Annotated in this window: 23 protein-coding genes; 14 read left to right on the top strand and 9 right to left on the bottom strand. The window is 71.9% G+C overall.

Going from position 1 to position 24,461, the window contains the following annotated elements:
- The first annotated feature begins 43 nt into the window (after positions 1-43).
- The 6 genes from KV394_RS03655 to KV394_RS03630 are packed head-to-tail and all read left to right on the top strand — an operon-like array spanning position 44 to position 6,722.
- Positions 44-1,015: an ABC transporter permease gene (locus KV394_RS03655; RefSeq protein ID WP_136030810.1), complete on the top strand. Its 972-nt coding sequence runs from the start codon at positions 44-46 to the stop codon at positions 1,013-1,015.
- A complete protein-coding gene (locus tag KV394_RS03650; protein WP_136030808.1) occupies positions 1,012-1,899 on the top strand; it encodes an ABC transporter permease in 888 nt (295 codons plus the stop codon). The genes KV394_RS03655 and KV394_RS03650 overlap by 4 nt, the downstream gene beginning before the upstream one ends.
- A complete protein-coding gene (murQ, locus tag KV394_RS03645; RefSeq protein ID WP_247982329.1) occupies positions 1,896-2,801 on the top strand; it encodes an N-acetylmuramic acid 6-phosphate etherase in 906 nt (301 codons plus the stop codon). The genes KV394_RS03650 and murQ overlap by 4 nt, the downstream gene beginning before the upstream one ends.
- A complete protein-coding gene (locus KV394_RS03640) occupies positions 2,801-3,991 on the top strand; it encodes an anhydro-N-acetylmuramic acid kinase (protein ID WP_136044747.1) in 1,191 nt (396 codons plus the stop codon). Before murQ ends, KV394_RS03640 begins: the two co-directional genes overlap by 1 nt.
- Positions 3,988-5,094 (top strand): serine hydrolase domain-containing protein, encoded by a 1,107-nt coding sequence (locus KV394_RS03635; protein WP_247982328.1) that lies wholly within the window; start codon positions 3,988-3,990, stop codon positions 5,092-5,094. The genes KV394_RS03640 and KV394_RS03635 overlap by 4 nt, the downstream gene beginning before the upstream one ends.
- Positions 5,091-6,722, top strand: a complete 1,632-nt coding sequence (locus tag KV394_RS03630) for an ABC transporter ATP-binding protein (RefSeq protein ID WP_247637885.1) — start codon at positions 5,091-5,093, stop codon at positions 6,720-6,722. The genes KV394_RS03635 and KV394_RS03630 overlap by 4 nt, the downstream gene beginning before the upstream one ends.
- 26 nt (positions 6,723-6,748) lie before the next feature.
- Here the strand turns inward: KV394_RS03630 and KV394_RS03625 are convergent, their stop codons facing one another.
- From KV394_RS03625 to KV394_RS03605, 5 genes are read right to left on the bottom strand one after another with little or no spacing between them, the layout of a single operon-like run.
- A complete protein-coding gene (locus tag KV394_RS03625; protein WP_168387172.1) occupies positions 6,749-6,913 on the bottom strand; it encodes a hypothetical protein in 165 nt (54 codons plus the stop codon).
- Positions 6,910-7,479 (bottom strand): YdeI/OmpD-associated family protein, encoded by a 570-nt coding sequence (locus KV394_RS03620; protein ID WP_136044664.1) that lies wholly within the window; start codon positions 7,477-7,479, stop codon positions 6,910-6,912. The genes KV394_RS03625 and KV394_RS03620 overlap by 4 nt, the downstream gene beginning before the upstream one ends.
- Position 7,480: 1 nt before the next feature.
- Complete coding sequence (locus tag KV394_RS03615) at positions 7,481-8,290, bottom strand: HAD-IIA family hydrolase (protein WP_247982327.1); 810 nt, start codon at positions 8,288-8,290, stop codon at positions 7,481-7,483.
- 36 nt (positions 8,291-8,326) lie between these two features.
- Positions 8,327-8,959 (bottom strand): metal-dependent transcriptional regulator, encoded by a 633-nt coding sequence (locus KV394_RS03610; RefSeq protein ID WP_206252459.1) that lies wholly within the window; start codon positions 8,957-8,959, stop codon positions 8,327-8,329.
- Positions 8,960-8,968: 9 nt separating this feature from the next.
- Positions 8,969-9,640, bottom strand: a complete 672-nt coding sequence (locus tag KV394_RS03605; protein ID WP_136030791.1) for a TetR/AcrR family transcriptional regulator — start codon at positions 9,638-9,640, stop codon at positions 8,969-8,971.
- 69 nt (positions 9,641-9,709) lie between these two features.
- On the opposite strand from KV394_RS03605, the gene KV394_RS03600 reads away from it, so the two are divergent.
- On the top strand, positions 9,710-11,323 hold the full coding sequence (locus KV394_RS03600; RefSeq protein ID WP_247982326.1) for an amidohydrolase: 1,614 nt from the start codon (positions 9,710-9,712) through the stop codon (positions 11,321-11,323).
- Positions 11,324-11,373: 50 nt separating this feature from the next.
- Entirely contained in the window at positions 11,374-12,819 is a 1,446-nt protein-coding gene (locus tag KV394_RS03595) for a Na+/H+ antiporter NhaC family protein (RefSeq protein WP_136030787.1), read from the top strand.
- Between the two features lies 1 nt (position 12,820).
- On the opposite strand, the gene KV394_RS03590 is transcribed toward KV394_RS03595, so the two are convergent.
- Both KV394_RS03590 and KV394_RS03585 read right to left on the bottom strand, forming a co-directional pair.
- Positions 12,821-13,123 (bottom strand): hypothetical protein, encoded by a 303-nt coding sequence (locus tag KV394_RS03590; RefSeq protein WP_136030785.1) that lies wholly within the window; start codon positions 13,121-13,123, stop codon positions 12,821-12,823.
- A gap of 20 nt (positions 13,124-13,143) precedes the next feature.
- Positions 13,144-14,424 (bottom strand): Nramp family divalent metal transporter, encoded by a 1,281-nt coding sequence (locus KV394_RS03585; RefSeq protein ID WP_247982325.1) that lies wholly within the window; start codon positions 14,422-14,424, stop codon positions 13,144-13,146.
- Between the two features lie 114 nt (positions 14,425-14,538).
- On the opposite strand from KV394_RS03585, the gene KV394_RS03580 reads away from it, so the two are divergent.
- A complete protein-coding gene (locus KV394_RS03580) occupies positions 14,539-15,231 on the top strand; it encodes an RNA methyltransferase (protein WP_136030783.1) in 693 nt (230 codons plus the stop codon).
- 33 nt (positions 15,232-15,264) lie between these two features.
- On the opposite strand, the gene KV394_RS03575 is transcribed toward KV394_RS03580, so the two are convergent.
- Positions 15,265-16,587: an MATE family efflux transporter gene (locus KV394_RS03575; protein WP_247982324.1), complete on the bottom strand. Its 1,323-nt coding sequence runs from the start codon at positions 16,585-16,587 to the stop codon at positions 15,265-15,267.
- A gap of 91 nt (positions 16,588-16,678) precedes the next feature.
- Between KV394_RS03575 and KV394_RS03570 the strand changes: the two genes are divergently transcribed.
- The 4 genes from KV394_RS03570 (at position 16,679) to KV394_RS03555 (ending at position 21,323) form a co-directional block, all read left to right on the top strand.
- The gene (locus tag KV394_RS03570; protein WP_247982323.1) at positions 16,679-17,242 is read left to right on the top strand and encodes a DnaJ family domain-containing protein; all 564 of its coding nucleotides are present in this window, start codon (positions 16,679-16,681) and stop codon (positions 17,240-17,242) included.
- Positions 17,243-17,303: 61 nt separating this feature from the next.
- Entirely contained in the window at positions 17,304-19,268 is a 1,965-nt protein-coding gene (locus KV394_RS03565) for a M13 family metallopeptidase (protein WP_247982322.1), read from the top strand.
- Positions 19,269-19,378: 110 nt separating this feature from the next.
- Positions 19,379-20,344: a serine hydrolase gene (locus tag KV394_RS03560; protein WP_247982321.1), complete on the top strand. Its 966-nt coding sequence runs from the start codon at positions 19,379-19,381 to the stop codon at positions 20,342-20,344.
- Positions 20,345-20,564: 220 nt separating this feature from the next.
- Complete coding sequence (locus KV394_RS03555) at positions 20,565-21,323, top strand: hypothetical protein (protein WP_247637878.1); 759 nt, start codon at positions 20,565-20,567, stop codon at positions 21,321-21,323.
- A gap of 299 nt (positions 21,324-21,622) precedes the next feature.
- Here KV394_RS03555 and KV394_RS03550 read toward each other — a convergent pair whose 3' ends face one another.
- Positions 21,623-23,062, bottom strand: a complete 1,440-nt coding sequence (locus KV394_RS03550) for an MFS transporter (protein WP_136045961.1) — start codon at positions 23,060-23,062, stop codon at positions 21,623-21,625.
- 61 nt (positions 23,063-23,123) lie between these two features.
- Here KV394_RS03550 and KV394_RS03545 point away from each other — a divergent pair, with 61 nt between their 5' ends.
- The gene (locus KV394_RS03545; protein ID WP_247982320.1) at positions 23,124-24,449 is read left to right on the top strand and encodes an alpha-hydroxy-acid oxidizing protein; all 1,326 of its coding nucleotides are present in this window, start codon (positions 23,124-23,126) and stop codon (positions 24,447-24,449) included.
- Positions 24,450-24,461: the final 12 nt, after the last annotated feature.

The following is a 24,461-nucleotide window of genomic DNA, read 5'->3' as shown; positions in this document are numbered from 1 at the left end:
GCCCCCTCCGTCCCCCTCCGACGACAGGCACCCTCACACGCGCATGTTCAGACAGCTCCTCCGCAACAGCGTGCTGCGACGCATCCTCGCAGCCCTCGGCACCCTCTTCGGGGTCGCCGTGTTCGTCTTCCTGATGCTGCGCGCCATCCCCGGCGACCAGATCAGCTCGGGACTCGGCACCGAGGCCGCCGCGCTCACCCCGGCGCAGCGTGAGGCTCTCGAGGCCTACTACGGCCTGGACCAGCCGCTGTTCGTGCAGTTCTTCTCCTGGCTGGGCAACATCTTCACCGGCAACCTCGGCTTCTCGTCGCGGGCGCAGACGAGCGTGCTCGACCTCACCGCGGCCGCCCTTCCCGTCACGTTCGAGCTCGCGATCCTCTCGATCGTGATCGCCCTCGCGATCGGCATCCCGCTCGGCATGCTGTCGGCCTCCAAGCCGGACTCGCTCCGCGACGGCGTCGGTCAGGTCGTGGGACTCGCGGGCCTCTCCATCCCGGCGTTCCTGCTCGGCACGGCGCTGCTGGCGATCCTGGCCCAGTCGCTCGGCTTCAACCCCAACGGCCAGGGCTACGCGCGGCTGTTCGACGACCCGCTGCTGAACCTGCAGCAGATGCTGCTCCCGTCGATCGTGCTCGGCTTCGGCATCGCGGCGCCCATCATGCGCACGACCCGCACCGCCGTGCTGGAGATCCGCGCAAACGACTTCATCCGCACGGCCCGGGCGAAGGGCGTGCCGCCGCGCCGCCTCCAGGTGCGCCACGTGCTCGGCAACGCGCTGGTCCCGATCGTCACCATGACCGGCCTGCAGTTCGGCTACCTGCTCGGCGGCGCCGTCGTGGTTGAGCAGATCTTCTCGCTCCCCGGCATCGGCCGTCAGGTGCTGCTCGGCATCCAGCAGAAGGAGTACGCGCTCGTGCAGAGCACCGTGCTGGTGATCGCGCTCGCCTTCGTCATCGTCAACCTGCTCACCGACCTGCTGTACCGGGTCATCGATCCCCGGGTGCGTGCCGCATGACCGACATCTCTCAGACCCCGGCCCTCGCCCCCGGCGGAGGGCGCACCATGGAGCGCGTGCGTCTCCTGCTGCGCAGCCGCAGCGGGCTCGCCGGCCTCATCATCGTGTTCCTGCTGGCGGTGCTCAGCGTCGTGTCGGCGTTCGGCCTGCTGCCCTTCGACCCGCTGGCGCAGGATCCGCCCTCGCGCCTGCAGCCGCCGTCGGCCGTGCACTGGTTCGGCACCGACCAGTTCGGCCGCGACGTGTTCTCGCGCGTGGCCGCCGGTGTCGCGAACTCGGCGCTGATCTCGGTCGTCGCGGTGGCGTTCGCGACCGTGGTCGGCACGGTCTGCGGCCTCATCGCCGGCTTCTACCGCGGCATCTCCGACGGTGCGATCACCGCGGTCACCAACGTCCTGTTCGCGTTCCCGCCGCTGCTGCTGGCGCTGTCGCTCGCCTCGGTGTTCGACCGTAACTGGTTCACGATCGCGGTCGCCATCGCGATCGTCTACGTGCCGATCTTCATCCGCGTCACGCGCGGCCCGGTGCTGTCGCTGCGCGAGGTCGAGTACGTCAAGGCCGCCAAGAGCACGGGGCAGGGCCGCATGGCCACGATGTTCCGGCACGTGCTGCCCAACATCACGTCGATCATCATCGTGCAGGTCACGCTGTCGCTGTCGTGGGCCGTGCTGACCGAGGCGTCGCTGAGCTTCCTCGGCCTCGGCACGCCGCCGCCCGCGCCGTCGCTCGGCTCGATGATCTTCGAGGCGCGCACGCTCGTCACCATCGCGCCGTGGACCATGATCGCGCCCGGCGTGGTCGTGGTGCTGCTCGTGGTCGGGCTCAACCTGCTGGGCGACGGGCTGCGCGACAGCCTCGACCCGCGGAACCGGGGGAAGCGATGACCCTGGAGGATCTCGGCGCCCTCGCCACCGAGGCCAGCGACCCCCGCTACGCGCGACTCGACCAGATGAGCGTGACGGAGCTCGCCCAGACCATGAACGACGCCGACGCCACGGTGCCCGCGGCCGTGCGGCGCGCACTGCCGCAGATCGTCCCGGCCATCGAGGCCACCGCGGAGCGCATGGCGCGGGGCGGACGGCTGGTCTACGTCGGGGCAGGGACGCCCGGTCGCATCGGGGTGCTCGACGCCTCGGAGTGCCCGCCCACGTTCAGCACGCCGCCCGAGCTGGTGTTCGCCATCATGGCCGGCGGGCCCGGCGCGATCGTGAACCCGGTCGAGGGCGCGGAAGACGACGCCGAGGCCGGAGCCGCCGCGATCGACGCCGCCGGCATCGGCCCGCTCGATACCGTGATCGGCATCGCCTCGAGCGGCCGCACCCCGTACGTGGTCGCGGCCGTCCGCCGGGCGCGCGAGCGCGGGGCGCTGGGCATCGGGCTGTCGTGCAACGCGGACACCCCGCTGAGCGCCGTCGCCGAGCACGGCATCGAGGTCGAGGTCGGCCCCGAGGTGCTGTCGGGTTCCACCCGCCTCAAGTCGGGCACGGCGCAGAAGCTCGTGCTCAACATGTTCTCGACCATCTCGATGGTGCGAGGCGGCAAGGCCTACGGCAACCTGATGGTGGATGTGAAGGCCACGAATCACAAGCTCCGCGAGCGCGCGATCCGCATGGTGCGCACGATCGCCGAGGTCGATCGCGACACCGCGGTCGCGGCGCTGGAGACCGCCGCCTGGGACGTGAAGCTCGCGTCGATCATGATCCGCCGCGGCGAGGACCTCGCCGCGGCCACCACCCGACTCACCGCGGCAGGCGGACGCCTGCGCACGGCACTGGAGGAGAACTGATGCGCGTCCTCGGACTGATCTCCGGCACCTCGCACGACGGGATCGATGCCGCCGTCGTCGACTTCGCGACCAGCGGGGGCTTCACCGACCACGGCGTCGACCTGACCGGCACCGTGCTCGCGGCCACGAGCGTGCCGTACGCGCCGGAGCTGCGCGCCCGGCTGATCGCCGCCCTCCCGCCCGCGCCGACCACGCTCGCCGAGGTCGCGGAGCTCGACACCCTCATCGGCCAGGCGTTCGCCGACGTCGCGGCCGACATCGCCGCGCAGGTCGGCGGGGTCGACGCGATCTGCTCCCACGGGCAGACCGTGTACCACTGGGTCGACGGCGCCCACGCCCTGGGGACCCTGCAGATCGGGCAGCCCGCCTGGATCGCGGAGAGGGTCGGGGTTCCCGTGGTGTCGGACATCCGCATCCGCGACATCACCGCGGGCGGCCACGGCGCCCCGCTGGTGTCGTTCCTCGACGAGCTGCTGCTGCGCGGACGAGCCGGGGTCACGGCGGCCCTCAACCTCGGCGGCATCTCGAACATGACGGTCGTGCGCCAGGACGGCCTGGTCGCCTACGACATCGGTCCCGCGAACGCGCTGGTCGACGCGGTCATCGTGGAGCACGGGCTCAACCCGCTCGGCTACGACGACGATGCGGCCGTGGCGCGCACCGGCCGCGTCGACGAGGCGCTGCTGTCGGCCCTCCTCGACGACCCGTACTACGCGCTGACGCCGCCGAAGAGCACCGGCAAGGAGCACTTCCACCTCGGCTACGTGCACGAGCACCTGGCCGCGCAGGGCCGCGACATCCCGGTCGCCGATGTGGTGCGCACGCTCACCGAGCTCACCGTCCGCACGGTCGCCCGCGACGTCGCCGCGGCGGGCATCGGCTTCCTCGCCGTCTCGGGCGGCGGGTGCCGCAACCCGCTGATCCTCGAGGGTCTGCGCGCCGCGCTGCCGGAGACCGAGGTCGTGCTGGCCGACGAGCTGGGGGCTCCCGCCGACAGCAAGGAGGCGATCCTGCTCGCGCTCATCGGCTGGTCCACGATGCACGGTGTCCCCGCCATCGTCGCCGGCGGCACGGGCGCCCGCGAGCCCCGCATCCTCGGCACGATCACGCCCGGCGCCGGCCCGCTGCACATGCCGGAGCCGGTCGCGGCGATCGATTCGCTCACGCTCGGGGAGGCGACGGCGTCGTGAGCGGCCACGGAGCAGGCCAGGTGCGCGGCGCGAGCGCTGCAGGGGCCGTCGCGGCGGTGATGCGCGGCGACACCGCCCCCCGCGCGGTGGTCGCCGGGGTGGTCACGCGCACCTCGCGTGACGTCGCGGTGGGTGGCCTCGCGGACCTCGCGGGAACCCCGGTCACGCGCGACACCGCCTTCGACCTCGCCTCGGTGTCGAAGGTCGCGGCGACCACCACGGCTCTGCTGCGCCTGGTGAGCGCGGGCGACCTCGGCGTCGACGACCCGGTCGACCGCTTCCTCCCGGGCACCGCGTGCGCTCCCGGCACCACGGTGCGCCACCTGCTGCAGCACCGCGCCGGACTGTGGGAGTGGCAGCCGCTGTACCTCGACCCCGCCCCCGCCGACGCGGTCGTTGACGCCCTGCCGCTGCGCTACGGCCTCGACGAGGGGCGGCACTACTCCGACCTGGGCTTCATCCTGCTCGGGCGCCTCATCACCGCGGTGACCGGCCTTCCGCTCGACGCCGCCGTGCGGGAGCTCGTCACCGCGCCGCTGGGACTCGCGCACACGGGCTACGGCCCCGTCGGCCCTCCCGTCGCGTCCTCCGGCATCGGCGACGCCGCCGAGCGCCGCATGGTGGCCACGGGCGACCCCTACCCGATCCTCACGTCGCGCCGGCACTTCCCGTGGCGGGAGGACGAGATCGCCGGCAGCGTCAACGACGGCAACTGCTTCCACGCGCTCGGCGGCGTCTCCGGGCACGCGGGCCTGTTCGGCACGGTCGACGACCTGCTCACGCTCGGCGCCGCGCTCGCCGACGCCGACCGGCACACCGACCTCTGGCACCCCGACGCGGTCGCCGACTTCTTCCGTGACGGCCCGGACGCCGGTCAGGCCCTGGGCTGGCGCAGTGACACCGTGCCGGTCGACGGCCGCCCCACGCGCCTGCTGTGGCACCCGGGCTACACCGGCTGCGCGCTCGGCCTCGTGCCGGCGACGGGGACCGCGGCCGTGCTGCTGAGCACCCGTCTCCTCGCGGCCGAGATCGCCCCGACCGAGACCCTGTGGCGTGCGGCGCTGCCCGCCCTCCTGGACCCCGAAGGAACGAGTACCCCATGAGCACCACCCCGCCCGTGCTGAGCATCGACGGCCTCGCCGTCGCCTTCCGGACCGGTTCCGAGCTGATCACCGCGATCAGCGACGTGAACATCGACATCGCCGCGGGCGAGACCGTCGCGGTGGTCGGCGAGTCCGGCTCGGGGAAGTCCACGACCGCCGCCGCCGTCAACCGCCTGCTCCCCGAGAACGGCGTGATCACGGCGGGCAGCATCCGCTTCGACGGGCGCGAGCTGACCGAGCTGCCCGAGAGCGCGATGATCTCGCTGCGCGGCGCCGGGATCGGCCTCGTGCCGCAGGACCCGATGTCGAACCTCAACCCGCTCATGCGCGTGGGGGAGCAGATCGGCGAGGCGCTGGAGGTGCACGGTCACACCAGCGGCGAGGCGACGAAGGTCCGCGTGGTCGAGCTGCTGGAGATGGTGGGCATCGCCGACGCCGCCCGGCGCGCACGGCAGTACCCGCACGAGTTCTCCGGCGGGATGCGCCAGCGCGTGCTGATCGCGATGGGGCTCGCGTGCAAGCCCCGGCTGCTGATCGCCGACGAGCCCACCTCGGCCCTCGACGTCACGGTGCAGCGCCGCATCCTCGACCAGCTCGATCAGCTCACCGACGAGCTCGGGACCGCGGTCTTCCTCATCACGCACGACCTGGCGCTGGCGGCCGAGCGCGCCGACCGCATCGTGGTCATGTTCCGGGGCCGCGTGGTCGAGGAGGGCACGTCCGCCCAGGTGCTGGGCAACCCGCAGCACGAGTACACCAGGCAGCTGCTGGCCGCGGCGCCGAGCCTCTCCTCCCGGCGCGACGCCCTGCCCGCGCGCACGGCCGCGACCGACGCCGTGCCGTTCGTGGAGATCCGCGACCTGCGCAAGGAGTTCCCGGTGCGCGGCGCCAAGGCCGGGGAGCCGCAGACCTTCACGGCGGTCGACGGTGTGAGCCTCACGATCCGCCGCGGCACGACCGTGTCGATCGTGGGGGAGTCCGGGTCGGGCAAGTCCACGACCGCGAACATGGTGCTGGGGCTGGAGGACGCCACCTCCGGATCGATCCTGTTCGACGGGCTCGACCTCACCACGCTGCGCCGCAAGGAGCTGTTCGCCCTGCGCCGCCGCGTGCAGCCGGTGTTCCAGAACCCCTACGCCTCGCTCGACCCGCGGTTCACCGTGGAGCAGTCGATCGCGGAACCACTGCGCGTGCACCGCATCGGCACCGCGGCCTCGCGTCACGCCCGCGTCCTGGAGCTGCTGGAGCAGGTGGCGCTCCCGGCCGCGATGGCCGAGCGGCTGCCGCACGAGCTCTCCGGCGGACAACGGCAGCGCGTGGCGATCGCGCGGGCGCTGGCGCTCGAACCCGAGCTGGTGGTGCTGGACGAGGCCGTGTCGGCGCTCGACGTGCTGGTGCAGGCGCAGATCCTCGATCTGCTGGCGGAGCTGCAGACGCGCCTGGGCCTCAGCTACCTCTTCATCAGCCACGACCTCGCGGTCGTGCGGATGATCTCCGACGAGGTGCACGTGATGCAGCGCGGGGTCGTGGTCGAGAGCGGCACACCGGAGCGCATCTTCGACGACCCGCAGCACCCGTACACACGGGAGCTGCTGGCCGCGATCCCGGGGGCCTCGCTGGCGTCCTGACCGCGGCCGGGGCGACGGCCGCGGGCTCAGCGCTGGCGGTCGTCGTCGTCCCAGGGGCCTTCCCACCAGCCGGCACGCCCGTCGTCCGAGCCGCGGCCGCGACGGGAGCGCACGAACTGCACGATGATCACGGTGAGCGACGTGAGCCCGATCAGGATCAGCACGAGGAACAGCAGGTCGTTCTGGGTCATGGGCGTTTCCCCTCCGCGGCGTCCGCCACGATCTTCGCGATGCGGGCGGCCTTCGTCTCCGGTCGCTTGGCCATCGCGATGTGCGTGAGCCCGAACTTCTTCACCGACTTCGGGAACGCGTCCCAGTTCTCACGGGCGGCGGGGTCCGCGTCGAGTGCGGCCGTGAGCTCGGGCGGCTCGATGCCCGCCTCCGGTCCGTCGAGCAGGGTCCACGAGCCGTTGGCCTTCGCGACCTCCAGCGCCCGGACGCCCGCGGGGGCCAGCAGCCCGGCGGCCTCCAGCTCGGCGATGCGCGCCTTGTTCGTCGCCGCCCACCCGCTGCCGGGCCGCCGCGGCGAGAACCACTGGCCGTTCGTCTGGTCGTCGAAGCTGCGCACCGGGCCGTCGATCCACCCGAAGCACAGCGCCTGCCGCACCGCGTCCTCATAGCCGACGCCGACGGCGGAGCGGCCGCGCACGCTCAGCAGCCACACGCCCGCGGTGCGCTCGTGGTGCTCCTCGAGCCAGGCGCGCCAGGCCGCGGCGTCGGCCGCCGCGATCCGCTCGCCGTCGTCGAGGGCGCCCACGTCAGTCCTCGTCCAGGGTGGGGATCGATGCGGTGATGGTCGGCAGCAGGTCGGCGACGGAGTCGACGATCTCGTCGGGACGGAACGGGTACTGCTCGATGCTGCGCCGATCGCTGATGCCGGTCATCACGAGCACGGTGTGCAGGCCGGCCTCGATGCCGGCGACGATGTCGGTGTCCATGCGGTCGCCGATCATGCCCGTCTTCTTGGAGTGCGCACCGATCTTGTTCAGCGCCGAGCGGAACATCATCGGGTTGGGCTTGCCGACCACGTAGGGCTCCTTGCCGGTCGCCTTCGTGATGAGCGCGGCGATCGCGCCGGTGGCCGGCAGCACGCCGTCCATGCTCGGGCCCGTCGCGTCGGGGTTGGTGACGATGAACCGCGAGCCGTTGATGATGTGACGGATGGCCTTGGTGATCGCCTCGAACGAGTAGTTGCGGGTCTCGCCGACCACCACGAAGTCGGGGTTCGTCTCGGTCATGATGAAGCCCGCCTCGTGCAGAGCCGTGAGGATGCCGGCCTCGCCGATCACGAAGGCGGAGCCGCCGGGCAGCTGCTGGGCCAGGAAGTCGGCCGTCGCGAGCGCCGAGGTCCAGATGCGCTCCTCCGGCACGACCAGGCCGCTCTGCCGCAGGCGCGCGGAGAGGTCGCGGGCGGTGAAGATCGAGTTGTTCGTCAGCACCAGGTAGGGGATGTCGTTGCGCTCCCACCCGGCGAGCAGTTCGGAGGCCCCGGGGATGGCGTCGTTCTCATGGACGAGCACGCCGTCCATGTCGGTGAGCCAGCATTCGATGTCGTCACGGTGTGCCATGTGCTCAGCCTAGAGGCCGCGTGTTTCCGGCAGGTCTCAGGCGGTGATCCACACGACGCCGGCGCTTCCGTCGGGAAGGGCTCGCTCGACGCCGTCCAGGCGCACGCCGTCCGCGAGGACCTCGACGGTGCTGCCGACCGTGAGCCCCTCGGCCTCCAGGGCCCGCAGCAGGTCGGAGTCGCGGTCGTCGACCCGCAGCACGCGACCGCTGTGCCCCTCTGTGGCGTCGGCGAGCAGCACGAACGGCTCCCGCTCGATGTGCCCGTCGGCGTCGGGGATCGCGTCGCCGTGCGGGTCGAAGCGCGGGCGGCCCAGGCGGGCGTCGATGCCCTCGAGCAGCCGGTCGCTGATGGTGTGCTCCAGCACCTCGGCCTCGTCGTGCACCTCGTCCCACCCGTAGCCGAACTCCTGCACGAGCCAGGTCTCGATGAGGCGGTGGCGCCGCACCATCGCGAGGGCTCTGGTCGTCCCGGCTTCGGTCAGCCGCACGGCACCGTAGGGCACGTGCGACACGAGCCCCGCGGCGGCGAGCTTCTTCACCATCTCGGTGACCGACGACGGGGCGATGCCGAGCTTGGCCGCCAGCACCGACGGGGTGATCGGGGCGTCCTGCCATTCGGTGTGGGCGTAGACGGTCTTGAGGTAGTCGTCAGCTGCGGGGGAGGCCACCCGTCCAGCCTACGCGGTGGCGTCGGAGGCTCTTTCGGCGCGCGCCCACGCGGTGAGGCCGTGGATGAGGGCGCGCACGCCGATCTCGAACGTGCGGCGGGCGGGGTCGGAGCTGAGGCGGGCGCGAGCGCGCTCGGCCTCGGCGAAGGTCGGGTAGGCGGGGGCGAGGTCGCCGGGCGACATGTTGTCCGCCGGGGCGAGGGCGTCGAGGGCGGATCCGATGATGAAGGACTCCAGGGCGACGATCGCGTCGACGATGGTGTCGGTGGGCCAGCCGTCGTCGGCGAGCAGGCGGGCGATCTGCTCGTAGTCGGCGAACGAGCCCTCGTCGGCGTCGATGGGGGAGGTGGCGAGCATGACCATCGCCTGGGGTGCGGCGATCGTGGCGTCGCGGTAGCTGTGCGCCCAGGCGAGGAGCGCGTCCTCCAGTGGCAGGGCCCCGGGCTCGGGGGTGGCGAGGTCGCGGCTGATCCGCCCGCGCATCGCCCGGATCACGGCGTCGCGGCTCTCGAAGTGGTGGTAGAGCGCCGAGGTGCGCACGCCCAGGGACTCCGCGAGCGCCGTCATCGTGAACTGCCGTGGTGTGCGCTCGGCGCTGAGCCGGAACGCCGCCGTGAGAATCCGCTCCTCGGTGAGCACCCTGGTCGACGGGCGGCCCACGCTGCGCGGGGATGTCGTCATCGGGGCTCACTCCTGCTCGGTGTCTGCTACTTTATTGAAACTCTTTCAATTTGCTCGAGGAAGAACGCCATGACGGGTTTCGACGCCGACACTATCGTCACCGGCGCGCGCGTCGTGACCATGGACCCCCGCCGCCCGGAGGCCTCGGCGTTCGCCGTGCGCGACGGCCGCTTCCTCGCGGTGGGTGACGACGCGCTCGTGCGGGAACTGCGCGGCCCGCGCACCGTCGTCCACGACCTCGCGGGAGCCGCGGTCACCCCGGGGCTCATCGACGCCCACCTCCACCCGCTGCAGGGGCTCGAGCTCACCGCCGGGGTCGACCTCGGTGGCATCACCACCGGCACCGGCTTCCTGGCGGCTCTGCGCGCCGAGGCCGACCGCGCGCTGCGCGACGACCGCGACCCCTGGGTGCGCGGCTGGAACCTCGACTACGACGTCTTCCACGAGCTCCCCATGACCGCCGATGCGATCGACGACGCCGTGCGCGGGCTCCCCGCCCTGTTCATCGTGTTCGACGGGCACACCGCCCTCGCCAGTCACGAGGGTCTCCGCCGCGCCGGCATCACCGGGCCCCGCGAGACCGACGACTCCTCGTGCATCGTCGTCGACGACGACGGGCGGCCGACCGGGGAGCTGCGCGAGCTCGCGGCGTACGAGCCCGTGCGCCTCGCCGCCCCCGCCCTCGACCGCACGCAGACCCTCGCGGCGGGCCACGAGCTGCTGCGCGGACTGCGGGACTCCGGCCTCACGGGCGGCACCATCATGGACGGCGGCTTCGCCGCGCTCGACCTGCTCGACGGTCTCGAGCTCGGCCCGGGTCTGCCCCTCCGCATCGTGTCCGCGATCGACCACGAGCCCGGGTTCGACGCCGACCGCACGGCGGAGAACCTGCGGATGCGCGACCGCCGCGGCGAGCGGTGGCGCGGCGGGGTCGTGAAGCTGTACGCCGACGGGGTCGTCGAGACGGGCACCGCGTGGCTGTACGAGCCCGATACGGCCGGCGGCGGCACGGAGCCGTTCTGGAAGGACGCCGCCGCCTACGCCCGCACCGTGCGGCGCTACGCCGACGCCGGCTTCCAGGTCGCGACCCACGCGATCGGCGACCGCGCGGTCGGCGAGGTCGTCGACGCCTACCTCGCCGCGGGCGCGCGCTGCGCCACCGGAGCCCCGCACCGTATCGAGCACCTGGAGACCACGACCGACCGCGACGTCGCCCGCATCGCCGCCGCCGGCATCACCGCATCGATGCAGCCGCTGCACCTGCAGTGGCGCAAGGCCGACGCCTCCGACGACTGGTCGCGGCGCCTCGGCCCCGCCCGGGCCGCCAGGGCCTGGCGCGTGCGCGACTACTGGGACGCGGGTGCCCCGGTCGCCCTCGGGTCGGACTGGCCCATCGCGCAGAACGACGCCCGGATCGGCCTCGCGTGGGCCATGCTGCGCCGCCGCCCCGGCGACCGCGACGCCCCGGTGTTCGAGCCCCACCAGGTGCTCACCCCCTACCAGGCGCTGCACGGCTACACCGTGGGCGCTGCGCGGGCGCAGGGCGACGGCGACCTCGGTCGCATCGCCCCCGGCTACCGCGCCGACTACGCCGTGTGGGCGGAGAACCCGCTGCACGTGGCACCCGACGACCTCCCCGACCTGCCCGTACAGCGGACGGTCGTCGGCGGCGTCGAGCCCTGACCCCCGGCTCGACCACCCCCTCCCTTTCCTTTCACACCGAGGTGAACCCCATGCCCGAATTCGGCGCCCTCGCGCTCCTGCCCATCGCGGTGATCCTCGTGGTCGCCGTCGCCACCCGCCGCACCCTCTTCGCGCTCCTCTGCGGCACCGTCGCCGGAGCTCTGATCCTCGGCGGCTGGGGCGGCTTCGACGTCTGGGTCGAGTACACCGGCAAGGCCCTGTCGAACGAGACGGCGCAGTGGCTGCTGCTGATCGTCGCCCTGTTTGGCATCCTGATGATGCTGTTCGAGAAGTCGGGCATCGTCACCGACTTCGCCCGCTGGGTCGAGCGGTTCGTGACCTCGCGGCGGAAGTCGACCCTGCTCACGTTCCTGCTCTCGATCGTGCTGTTCGTCGACGACTACCTCAACGTGCTCACCACCGGCACGTCGATGAAGCAGGTGACCGACCGCTACCGGGTTCCCCGCACCCAGCTCGGCGCGATCATGAAGATGACCGCTGCCCCGATCGCCGTGCTCGTCCCCGTGTCGACGTGGGCACTGTTCTTCTCGGGCCTGTTCGAGGCGCAGGGGGTCACCGTCGGCGGCAGCGGCTTCGGGGCCTACCTGCAGTCCATCCCGTTCATCTTCTTCGGCTGGGCGGCCATCGCGGTGGCGCTGCTGATGAGCATCGGCTGGCTGCCGAAGCTCGGCCTGATCAAGAAGGACGCGCTGCGCGCCGAGCGCGACGGCGACGTCTTCCCGCTCGGCACGACAGACGCCGAACGCCGGGCCGAGGGCGCGGCGCTGCTCTCCGAGCTCCGCGCGGACGACGCGGACGGTTCGACCGCGCAGCGCGTCGCCGTGGCGCTCGAGACGACCACGGACACCGCGCGCAAGCCGCAGCCGTGGTCGTTCCTGATCGCGATGGCCGTGCTGGTCGGCGTCACGATCGCGACGGACGCCAACGTGGTCGCCGGTACCGCGGCGGCCCTCGCGGTCACGGTCGTGCTGGTGCTCGTGCAGCGTCGGCTCTCGGTGCGCGGCGTGCTGGACGCGGCGCTCGAGGGCATCGAGAGCATGCTCTTCGTGATGGTGCTCACCGTGCTCGCGTTCATGGTGCAGGAGATGAACATCGCCCTGCAGCTCGCCGAGTTCGTGATCCAGGTGACCGAGCCCGTGCTCACCCCTGCTCTGCTGCCGGCGATCGTGTTCGCCGTGTGCGGCGTCTACGCCTACGCGACCGGGTCGTTCTGGGACCTCGCGGCCGTCATCACCCCGGTCGTGCTGCCGCTGGCGCTCGCTCTCGGTGCCGACCCGATCCTGGCCGGTGCCGCGGTGTTCTCGGGCGCCGCGCTCGGCAGCACCACGTGCCTGTACGGCGACGGCATCATCCTGGCCTCGCGTTCGATCGGCATCAAGCCGATCAACCTCATGCTGGCGATCCTGCCCTACGCGGGGATCGCGGCCGGGCTCTCGCTCGTGCTCTATCTGGTGACGGGGTTCGTCGCGGCCTGAGTCACGGATTCGCGACGGCGACCAGCAGGCCGAACGCCACCTGCCCCGCGAAGAACACCACGAGGAAGCCGAGGAGGGCGGCGGCGAGCGACAGGCGCCCGTCGAAGCCCTCCACCTCGGCGATCCCGACCTTGCGCGCGCGGAAGGCGAGCACGAGCGTGGCGATGCCGAGGGCGAGCTGCAGCCACGGTCCGAGCGGGCCGACGACCTTCGGGAACGCGATCAGCACGGCCCCGATCACCCCGGTCGCGATTCCGATCCAGGTGAGGATGCGGACGGTGCGGCGGGCGTTCTCGGCGGGCATGGTGTCGAGCCTATCCGGGCTCATGCCCCCGTCAGCACCAGCCAGAGCAGCGCGGCGTTGAGGGCGATGAGCAGCACCGAGGCGACGACGCCGGCGATGGTGGTCCATGCGCGGTTGGCCCACACCCCGAGCGTGCGCCGCTGCGCGGTCAGCGCCACCAGCGGGATGAGCGCGAACGGGATGCCGAACGACAGCACGACCTGGCTCAGCACGAGCGCGAGGGTGGGGTCGACGCCGAGTCCGAGGATCGCGAGGGCGGGGATCAGGGTCACCAGCCGCCGTGCGAGCAGCGGGATGCGCACGTGCAGCAGCCCGTGCATGATCTCGGCGCCCGCGTAGGCGCCGACCGAGGTGGACGCCAGGCCGGAGGCGAGCAGCCCCACCGCGAAGAACGTGGCGACGACGGGACCGAGACCGGCGGCCAGGGCGGCGTGCGCGCCCTCCAGGGAGTCGGTGCCCTCGACCCCGGCGAGGTTCGCCGCGGCCAGCAGGAGGATGCCGAGGTTGACCGACCCCGCGATGACCATCGCGATCGACACGTCCCAGCGCGTGGCGGTGAGCAGGCGGCGGATGCGGGAGGCCTCGGTCCGCGTGGCCTCCTCGTGGGGCAGACCCGCGCTCCCGAAGCGGTCGCGGGCGAGCGAGGAGTGCGCATAGATCGCGTGCGGCATGATCGTGGCGCCGAGGATGGAGGCCGCGAGCAGCACCGACCCGGTGCCCTCGAAGCGGGGCACGAGTCCGGCGACGACACCCGCGGGCTCGGGCGGGGCGAGGAACAGGCCGGCCAGGAAGCCGACCGTGATGACGAGCATCAGTCCGATGATCACGAACTCGAAGGGGCGGGCGCCGCGGCGGCTCTGCACGGTGAGCAGGATCATCGACACGGCCCCGGTGATCAGGCCGCCGAGGAGCAGCGGCACGTCGAACAGCAGGTACAGTGCGACGGCGCCGCCGATCACCTCGGCGAGGTCGGTCGCCATGGCCACCAGTTCGGCCTGGAGCCAGTACGCGCGTCGCGCCCATGGGCGCTTCAGGCGTGCACCGAGCACCTCCGGCAGGCTCTGCCCCGTGACCACGCCGAGCTTGGCGGAGAGGTACTGGATGAGCCAGGCCATGACGTTTCCCGCGATGACCACCCACACCAGGAGGTAGCCGTACTGCGCGCCGGCGGTCATGTTGCTGGCGACGTTGCCCGGGTCGAGATACGCGACACCGGCCACGAGGGCGGGGCCGAGCAGCCACAGGCTGCGCGGGGCGGTGGCGGCGGACGGTGTCACGGGGGCGACGAGATTTTTCGGCACACCGAAACCGTAGCATATTTTTCGGTATGCCTAAATATCCGGATCTGGGCCACCTCGGTGACGACGATCGCTCCGCCGAGACAGGCGGCAGTGGGGCGGCGATAGCCTGGCGGGATGGATGCACGCACGCCCGAGAGCCCGGCGACGGACGACTCCGCGGCCCCGGTCCCGGACGGCGCGGGCGGGTCCCTCGCCCAGCCCGGATACGGCGTCGGCCCGTGGCCGGGAGGACGGGACGCCTGGCCCGAGGGGGAGCAGTACGACCCGGAGCTGCTCGCCAACGGCGACACCCGCAACGTGATCGACCGCTACCGCTACTGGCGGATGGAGCGGATCGTGGCCGACCTGGACACGCGGCGGCACCCGTTCCACGTCGCGATCGAGAACTGGCAGCACGACATGAACATCGGTTCGATCGTGCGCAGCGCCAACGCGTTCCTCGCCGACACCGTGCACATCATCGGGCGCCGCCGCTGGAACAAGCGAGGCGCCATGGTCACCGACCGCTACCAGCACGTCGTGCATCACGAGGACGTGGCGTCGTTCGCCGCCTGGGCTGCGGCGGAGGGGCTGCCCGTGATCGCGGTCGACAACGTCGAGGGCGCCGTCCCCGTCGACCGGGCGGACCTGCCGCGTGCGTGCGTGCTGCTGTTCGGGCAGGAGGGTCCGGGGCTCTCGGACGAGGCGCTCGCCGCGGCCTCCGCGCACGTGGAGATCACGCAGTACGGCTCGACCCGCTCCATCAACGCCAGCGCCGCGGCCGCCGTGATCATGTACGAGTGGTGTCGCCGCCACGCCGCGGACTGAGGCGCGCGTGTTCGGCCCGCCGCGCCGCGACGGTCAGGCGGCGGCGGAGAGCCAGCGTCCCGACCGCACCCGCCAGCCGAGCGTGCCGAGCCGCGCGAGCAGGTACACGCCGAAGAAGGCCACCGCGAGCCAGATCAGACCAGCCGCGCCGTCCACTCCCGTCGCCGCGATGATCCACAGCGCGGGCAGGAACGGCACCAGGTTCAGGCCGCCCGCGATCGCGAGGTAGCGCGCATCGTTCGCGCCCATCAGCACACCGTCGAGCACGAACACGACACCGGCGATCGGCTGGGCGACCGCGAGCACCAGCAGCGCCGGCTGCACGAGTGCCGCGACGTGCGGGTCGCCCGTGAACACGATCCCGAGCACGCCCGACAGTGCGGCGATGACAGCGCCGACCGCCACGCCGAACCACGCGCCCCAGGCGACCGTCCGGCCGAGGACGCGCTGCACCTGCTGCTCGTCTCCGGCGCCCAGCTCCTTGCCGATCAGCGCCTGCGCGGCGATGGCCAGGGCGTCGAGGGCGAAGGCGGCCGCGGAGAAGATGGTGAACACGATCTGCCACCCGGCGAGCTCGTCGGTGCCGACCCCGGTCGCGACCGCCACGGTCGCCAGCAGCGCCACGCGGAGGCTGACCGTGCGCAGGAACAGCCATCCGCCCGAGGTGGCGGTGTTGCGCAGGCCGTCGCGCTGCGCCCGGAGCGAGGCGCTGTGGCGGGAGGCGAGCCGCTGCACCACCAGCACGTACGCGGCGACCATGCCCCACTGCGCGGCGACCGTGCCGGCCGCGGATCCGGCGATGCCCCAGCCGAAGCCGTAGATGAAGAGCCAGTTGAGCAGCGCGTTGGCACCGAAGCCGAGGCCGGCGATCCAGAGTGGGGTCATGGTGTCCTGCATGCCGCGCAGCAGCCCGGTCGCCGCGAAGACGATGAGCATCGCCGGCAGCCCCCACATCGAGATCACCAGGTACTCGTCGGCCTGGGCGGCCACGGCCTCGCTCGCGCCGAACAGCGACACGAGCCACGGTGACGACACCGCACCGATCACGGCCAGCACGGCTCCGAGGCCCAGGGCCAGCCACATGCCGTTGATCCCGACCGACACGGCCTCGTCCGGCTGCCCGGCGCCGAAGCGCCGCGCGACCGCCGGGGTGGTCGAGTAGGCGAGGAACACCATCAGGCCCACGATGGTCTGCAGCACGGCGCCGGCGATGCCGAGCCCCGCGAGCGGCGTGGTGCCGAGGTGGCCGACGAGCGCGGCGTCGACGATGAGGAACGCCGGCTCGGCGATCAGCGCACCGAGTGCCGGAACCGCCAGTCGCAGGATCTCTCGGTTGAGGGAGGTGCGCGCGGCCATCCTCCGAGCCTATGACCTCGCGCCGACACCCGTGCCGTGCCCCCGGACCGCACGTAGGCTGGAGGAGAGCAGGATGCGGCGGAGGTGCATCATGTCCGATCCCCGAGACGAGGCGGCGCGGTACCTCGCGCGCCGTCGGTCGCCGGGCGACGGGGCCGACGACGAGACGACCGTCTCCTCGACGCCTGGTGCGGCGGCGGCCGTGGATCGGGCGGCGTTCATCGAGAGCGCGATCCAGGTGGCGATCCGCCGCGGCGACTTCGACGACCTCCCCGGTGCGGGCAAGCCCATCGAGGGGCTCGGCACCCACCACGACCCTGACTGGTGGATCCGGCGCAAGATCGAGACCGAGAACCTCACCGGGCTCGGGCCGCCCGCGCTGCTGCTGCGCACGGAGGACCGCGAGCTCGACGGACAGCTCGACCTCCTCGGACGAGAGTCCGACGTGCGGGCGGTGCTCGAGGACTTCAACCGCCGCGTGATCGAGGCCAGGCGGCAGCTGCAGGGCGGCCCGCCCGTGGTCACGGCGCCGCGGGACGTGGAGGCCGAGGTCGCCGCGTGGCGCGAGCGCCGCTCCGCCCGCGGGGTCGCATCGTCGGCAGAGGCCGCCCCCGCGCGTCCGCGTCGCCGGCTGTTCGGGCGACGGCCGCGCTGATCCGTGTCGGGGCGTGTCCGCCCTCGACACCGTGGGGGACCCCCGTCATAGGCTGGAGCGCATGACCGACGCGCTTCCCGTGGGCCTTGCCCTCGACGAGTTCAGCCCCGACATCCGCCCGCAGGACGACCTGTACCGTCACGTGAACGGCGCCTGGATCTCCCGCACCGAGATCCCCGGCGACAAGGCGCGCTGGGGCTCCTTCCACCTGCTGGCCGAGCAGGCGGAGAAAGACGTCCGCACGATCATCGAGGAGTCGCAGGACGCCGAGGAGGGCACGCTCGCCCGCAAGATCGGCGACCTGTTCGCGAGCTTCATGGACACCGACCGCATCGCGGCCGCCGGGGTCGCGCCGCTCGCGGAGACCCTCGCCGAGATCGACGCGATCGCCGACATCCCCGGCTTCCTGCGCACCGTGGGGGCGTACGACCGTGACGGGCGCGCCGCGGTGATCGGCCTCTACGTCGACGGCGACCCGGGAGACCCGGAGCGCTACATCCCGGTGCTCGTGCAGGCCGGGCTGTCGCTGCCGGACGAGAGCTACTTCCGCCTCGACACCTTCGCCGACACGCGCGCCGCGTACCGCGCCCACCTCGAGCGCCTGCTGTCCCTGGCGGGCATCGCCGACGCCGCGGACCAGGCCGAACGCTCCATCGCCCTGGAGACCGAGCTCGCGGGCCACCACTGGGACAACGTGCGCAGCCGCGACGCGGTCGCCACCTACAACCTCAAGACCTGGGACGAGCTGCAGGAGCTCGCGGGCGTCGACCTCGCACCGTGGCGCGAGGCCGTCACGCCGTCGAACCCCTCCGCGTTCGACGAGGTGGTCGTGTCGCAGCCCAGCTTCTTCGAGGGGCTGGGTGCGCTGCTCACCGCCGAGCGCCTCGACGACTGGAAGGCCTGGCTGCGCGCCAAGGTCGTGCACGCCGCCGCGCCCTACCTGACCGACGACCTGGTGCTGGAGAACTTCTCGTTCTACGGCACCGAGCTCACCGGCGTCCCCACGATCCGGGAGCGCTGGAAGCGCGGCGTCTCGGTCACCGAGGGCGCGCTCGGCGAGGCGATCGGCAAGGTGTACGTCGAGCGGCACTACCCGCCGACGGCGAAGGCCGCGATGGACGAGCTCGTCGGCAACCTCATCGAGGCGTACCGGCAGAGCATCGAGACGCTGGAGTGGATGACGGCGGAGACCCGGCAGCGTGCGCTCGCCAAGCTCGACGCGTTCACGCCCAAGATCGGCCACCCCGAGGTGTGGCGCGACTACTCCAGCCTCGTGATCGACCGCGAGGAGCTGCTCGGCAACGTGCGTCGCGCGGCGACCTTCGAGCACGACCGCAACATCGACAAGGTCGGCAGGCCCATCGACCGCACCGAGTGGCACATGCCGCCGCAGATGGTCAACGCGTACTACAACCCGTCGATGAACGAGATCGTCTTCCCCGCCGCGATCCTGCAGTATCCGTTCTTCGACGCGGGTCGCGACGCGGCCGCGAACTACGGCGGCATCGGCGCGGTCATCGGACACGAGATCGGTCACGGCTTCGACGACCAGGGCAGCCGCTATGACGGCGACGGACGTCTGCAGGACTGGTGGACCGACGCCGACCGTGCCGCGTTCGAGGAGCGCACCAAGGCGCTGATCGCCCAGTACGACGAGCTCGTCCCTGAGGGGCTGGACGCGGAGCATCACGTGAACGGCGCCCTCACGATCGGCGAGAACATCGGCGACCTCGGCGGTCTGGGCATCGCGCTCCAGGCGTACGAGCTGTCGCTGGGTGGGCAGGAGGCGCCGGTCATCGACGGCTACACGGGCGTGCAGCGGCTGCTGCTGTCGTGGGCGCAGGTCTGGCAGCAGAAGAGCCGGGAGGCGGAGACGCTGCGGCTGCTCACGATCGACCCGCACTCGCCCAACGAGTTCCGTTGCAACCAGATCGTGCGCAACATCGACGCGTTCTACGAGGCCTTCGACGTGACGCCGGACGATGCCCTGTGGCTGCCCGAGGCGTCGCGGGTGACCATCTGGTGACCATTCTCCTCAGGCTGTGAGGTGTCCCCCGGCGGTGGGGTTACGATAGCCCTGCCGCTGGGGAGCGACTCCCTTGGCATGCCGATCAGCCCCCTCCCGAAGGATCACGCGTGGCCGCACTCGAGCCTGGCGACGGGTTCCGGAACTCCCCGGTCCCCGAGTCGATGGGAGGCGCGTCCGCGTCATCGAGCGGGCGCCGTTCGCAGCAGCGCACGAGCCGTCGTCTGCCCCGTCGGGCCGCCCTCGGCCGCCGGTCGTTCACGGCCACGCTCAAGGCTCTCGAGGGCCTGGCCGATGCGGGCGCCCAGGTGTCGGTGCACGTGGTCGACCTCGACTCGCACGTGCATGTCCTGGCGGGCGACGACCACGTCACCATGCCCGTCGGCGGGCTCGGGGTCGTCCCGCTGCTGATCGAGGTCGCGGCGGCGTTCGAGTCCGGAGCGCTCGACCCGCTCGAGATCGTGGAGCGCGCGAGCGTCGACGCGGTCGAGTCGTCCGGGTTGTGGCGGCACCTGCGGGCTCCCGCGCTGCCGCTGGAAGATCTGGCGGTGCTGGCCGCGACCGCGGGCGACCCCATCGCGGTCAACATCCTGTTGGACAAGGTCGGGCACGACCGGGTGCGCGAGCGCATCGAGGGGCTCGGCCTGCGCCGCACCGCGCTGCTCGACCGGTTCCGCGACCGCCGGGGCCCCGACGACGCGCCGCAGGTGGCGGTGGGGTCGGCGCGCGAGTTCGCCGGGCTGTTCTCCGCGCTCGTCAACTCCCAGGTGGTCGACGCCGCGGTGAGCGCGCAGGTGGCCGAGTGGCTGAGCCTCAACCAGGACCTGAGTCTGGTGGCCTCCGCGACCGGGCTCGACCCGTTCGCGCACGACCACGACGCGCACGGGCTGCTGTTCGTGAACAAGACCGGCCGCGACCGCGGTGTCCGCGCCGAGGCGGGCGTGCTGGCGGGACCGCGCGCGGGCGTCGGCTACGCGCTCATCGTGTGCTTCGACGACCTGTCGATCACGCACCGCCTGCGTGCGCACGACGCGTTCCGCGTGCTGGGCGTCGAGCTCATGGAGTACACCCACTGACGCGACCGGCAGGGCAGCTCTCGACGAACCAGCCACTCATGTCCTCCGAAAGGTGGACAGACATGTGACGCATGACATGTAACACTCTACATGTCCACTGAGCTCACCCTTCGTCCAAACTCGATGCGGGTGCGCCCGAAGAGTTCAAGGAGATCAGCATGCGCTCAACGGATTTCGGGGTCCCGGGATCGAGCGGGAAGGTCGACCAATGAGGCGGGGTTTGCAGATGTTCCTCGGCGCTGCCGTCGTACTTTGCACGGCACTCGCGACGGTGTCGCCCGCCAGCGCGCGAGAAGACGTGGCGGCGACGCCGAAAACGAGCGGTAGCGTCGCAGGTGCCCCTCCCGCAGGAGCGGTGGGCGGGGACGCATCGATCAATGCGCTTGTATCGCGGATCAATCAACTCGTGGCCGCCTACGACCACGACGCGCACCGGTTTGATCTCGCTGCAGTGCCGAGCGAGGTCTTGAACAGCGACGAAGGGCAGGCGTTCCTCGCGGTTGTGTCTCTGGGAGAGGCTGGCGCAAGCCCCGCCGAACTGAGTGAGGCATTTGCAGAGTTGCGCGACGGACTCCGAGAAACGAACGCACCCTCGTCGGTGGAGATCGATCGCAATGGCGTCGTCTCCACCTATGAGCTCGCGCCCGGGATGACCATCGTCTTTCCGACGGCTCTGGCCGCGGGAAGTGCGGTCCGCGGCCTCATGAGGGCGGCGGTGGTTGGCGGTGCTGACCCCTGGCCGTACATCCAGCTCACGAATGCCGAGCAACAGGCAATGGTGACCGGCGCATCTGGTGCGTTGGTCGCAGCGATCTGTGCGCTGCTCGCGCCGACCACCGCCGGTGTCGGTTGCGGCGTCGGTGCCGCTGTGATCGCAATGATCGTGGGAATCATCGTCGCCAATGGGGTATGCCCGTACAACCGACAGATGAGGATCTATCCGCTGGTCGGGCCGACTGGATTCAGTTGCCAGCGATGAAACGGAGACGAATGAGGCCGGCGCTGTTCGCGACACTTGTCATCGCACCGATCGTCGTCCTTCAGGGATTCTTCGTTGCGGTAGGGCTCTGGGCTGCATCGATCGAGTTGCTGTCCGTGCTCGCAATCGATGCCGGATTCTGGGTTGTGACCTACGTCCTCTGGTCTCAATCGGGTCGCATTCGCCATTGATCCGGCCCGCACGCAGCGCACAGACTGGAGAGGCTCGCGCACGACGCGTTCCGTGTGCTGGGCGTCGAGCTCATGGAGTACACCCACTGACTCGTCGCGCCGAGGGCGTCACTCGGGCAGCGACGGATGCTGCTCGGCGGCGCGGCGCCGCGGGATGAACAGCGACAGCACGACCGCGAGCACCCCGGCCGCGATCGCGAGCCAGAAGCACACCTCGAACGCGCTGCGCGTGGGGACGGCCACCCCGTCGACGTCGACGCTCATGGCGGCGAGGACCCCGCCCATCACGGCCGAGGCGGTCGAGGTGCCCACCGAGCGGAACAGCGCGTTGAGCCCGTTCGAGGCGCCGGTCTCGTTCGCCGGCACCGAGCGCATGATGATCATGGGCATCGCGGCGAACGTGAACCCGATGCCGATGCCGATGAAGATGTTCGCGACGAACACGTGCCACACGGCCGTGGACCACAGCAGCACGAACACGTAGGCGAGCACGATCGCGATCGCGCCCACGGTGAACAGGGGGCGCGGTCCGACGGTGCGCTCCAGCCAGCCGGACAGCGGAGAGATCACCATCATCACCAGGCCGGCCGGCATGATCACGAGCGAGGCCGCGACCATGTCGAGCCCGAAGCCGCCGCCGACCACTGGCATCTCCAGCATCTGCGGGAACGTGACGTTCGACGCGAACAGGGCGAAGCCCATCCCGATCGCGGCGATGTTGGTGAACAGCACGGCGGGCCGCGCGGCCACGCGCAGGTCGAGCAGCGGATCCCTCGTCCTGAGCTGGTACCAGCCCCACACCAGCAGCACGGCGACGCCGCCGATCACGCACGCGAGGGTCACGGGCGACGTCCAGCCCCACTCGGCGCCGCGCGACACGAAGAGCAGCAGCCCGGTGAGGCCGATCGCGAGGCCGACGGCGCCGAGCACGTCGAGCCGACCGGGGGAGCGGAGCACGTCTTCCGGCACGACCGCGAGCACGAGCGCGAGTCCGGCGACGCCGAGCGCTGCGGCGAGCCAGAAGAGCATGTGCCAGTCGGCGTTCTCGGCGAGCAGGGCAGCCACGGGCATGCCGATCGCGCCGCCGACGCCCATGGTCGCGCTCATGAGGGCGACCGCGGTGCCCAGGCGCTCGGGCGGGAGCACGTCGCGCATGATCGCGATGCCCAGCGGCACCACGCCCGTCACGGCACCCTGCAGGGCGCGGCCGATGATCACGCCGACGATCGAGCCGGACACGGCGGCGATCACGGAGCCGAGGATCAGGATCGCGAGCAGCACGATGACCACGCGGCGCTTGCCGTACATGTCGCCGAGGCGGCCCGAGATCGGGGTGGCGACGGCGGCGACGAGCAGCGTGATCGTGACGACCCACGTGGTGTCTTCGCGCGAGGCGTTCAGCAGCTGCGGCAGCTCGGCCTGCAGCGGCACGACGAGCGTGAACATGAACGACGAACACAGCCCCGCGAAGGCCAGCACCGCGATGATCGCCCACCGGGGCGGGGTGCGGGAGAGGCGCTTCCTGGCTCTGTCGTCGCTCGCACCCACCGGCCCAGGCTATCGGCCCGTGCGCGGTGCGGGGCCGTTCGGCCGTGGCTAGCATGTGGTCATGGTCACGAGCAGCGTCGCTCCGGACGATCCCGCCGCCCACCGCGGCATCTCCCGGCGTACCCAGTCCGACATCTATCGCGCCGGGATCAGCGGCACCCGACCGGCCGTCCCGGTCGCTCCGGCCGCGCTGGAGGAGGCGGCGCGGAAGACGCTGAGCGCCGAGGCCTTCGCGTACATCGCCGGGGGTGCGGGAGCGGAGCACACGGTGACGGCGAACCGGGCGGCGTTCGATCGGTGGCAGGTCTGGCCGCGGCCGCTGCGCGACGTCAGCGAACGCGACCTCGGCGTCGAGTTCCTCGGGACACGACGGACGAGCCCGCTGATCCTCGCGCCGCTCGGGGTCATGGAGCTCGCGCACCCCGACGCCGACCGTGCGGTCGCCCGCGCCGCCGCCTCCCTCGGCGTCCCGTACACGCTGTCGAACCAGGCGTCGCTCCCGATGGAGCACGTGGCGGCCGCCGCGCCGTCCGGGTCACGGCTGTTCCAGCTGTACTGGTCGTCGTCGGACGACCTGAACCGTTCCCTGCTCGCCCGCGCCGCGGCGTCCGGCTGCGAGGCGATCGTCGTCACGCTCGACACGCACCTGCTGGGGTGGCGCACCCGGGACCTCGACCTCGCCTACCTGCCGTTCACCCGGGGCCTGGGCATCGCGCAGTACACCAGCGATCCCGTGTTCCGCGAGCTCGTGCGACAGCGGGCGGCCGCCCCGAAGAGCGACGCCTCCGCGGTGAAGGTCACCCCGACGGCGGTCGCCGCCGCGCTCAGCATCGCCAGGAAGGGCGCGGCCCTCACCGAGGGCGGACGCCTGCGCGACAACCTGCGCTCGCCGTTGCCGCGGGCGGCCGTCGAGACGTTCCTCGACGTGTTCTCCACCCCCGCGCTCACGTGGGACGACCTCGCGAAGGCGCGCGAGTGGACCACGCTGCCGATCATCCTCAAGGGCATCGTGCACCCGGACGATGCGCAGCGCGCGCTGGACGCGGGCGTGGACGGCATCTGGATCTCCAACCACGGCGGACGCCAGATCGACCGGTCCGTGCCCACCCTCGACGTGCTGCCGACGATCGCGGAGCGGATGGCCGGGCGGGTGCCGATCGTGTTCGACTCCGGGGTGCGCGGCGGCGCCGATGTCGCGATCGCCCTCGCGCTCGGCGCCACGGTGGTCGCGCTCGGCCGGCCCTACGCGTACGGCCTCGGCATCGCGGGCGAGCAGGGGGTGCGCGAGGTGGTGCGGAACGTGCTCGCCGAGCTCGACATCACCCTCGGCCTCGCCGGGCTGACCGCGGTCGCGCAGCTCGACCGCGATGCCCTGCGCGCCGTGTGACCGGGTGGACAG

The organism is Microbacterium sufflavum, from assembly GCF_023101165.1.
GTDB classification, from domain to species: Bacteria; Actinomycetota; Actinomycetes; order Actinomycetales; family Microbacteriaceae; genus Microbacterium; species Microbacterium sufflavum.
This window is presented reverse-complemented; position numbering and strand designations above follow the sequence as displayed.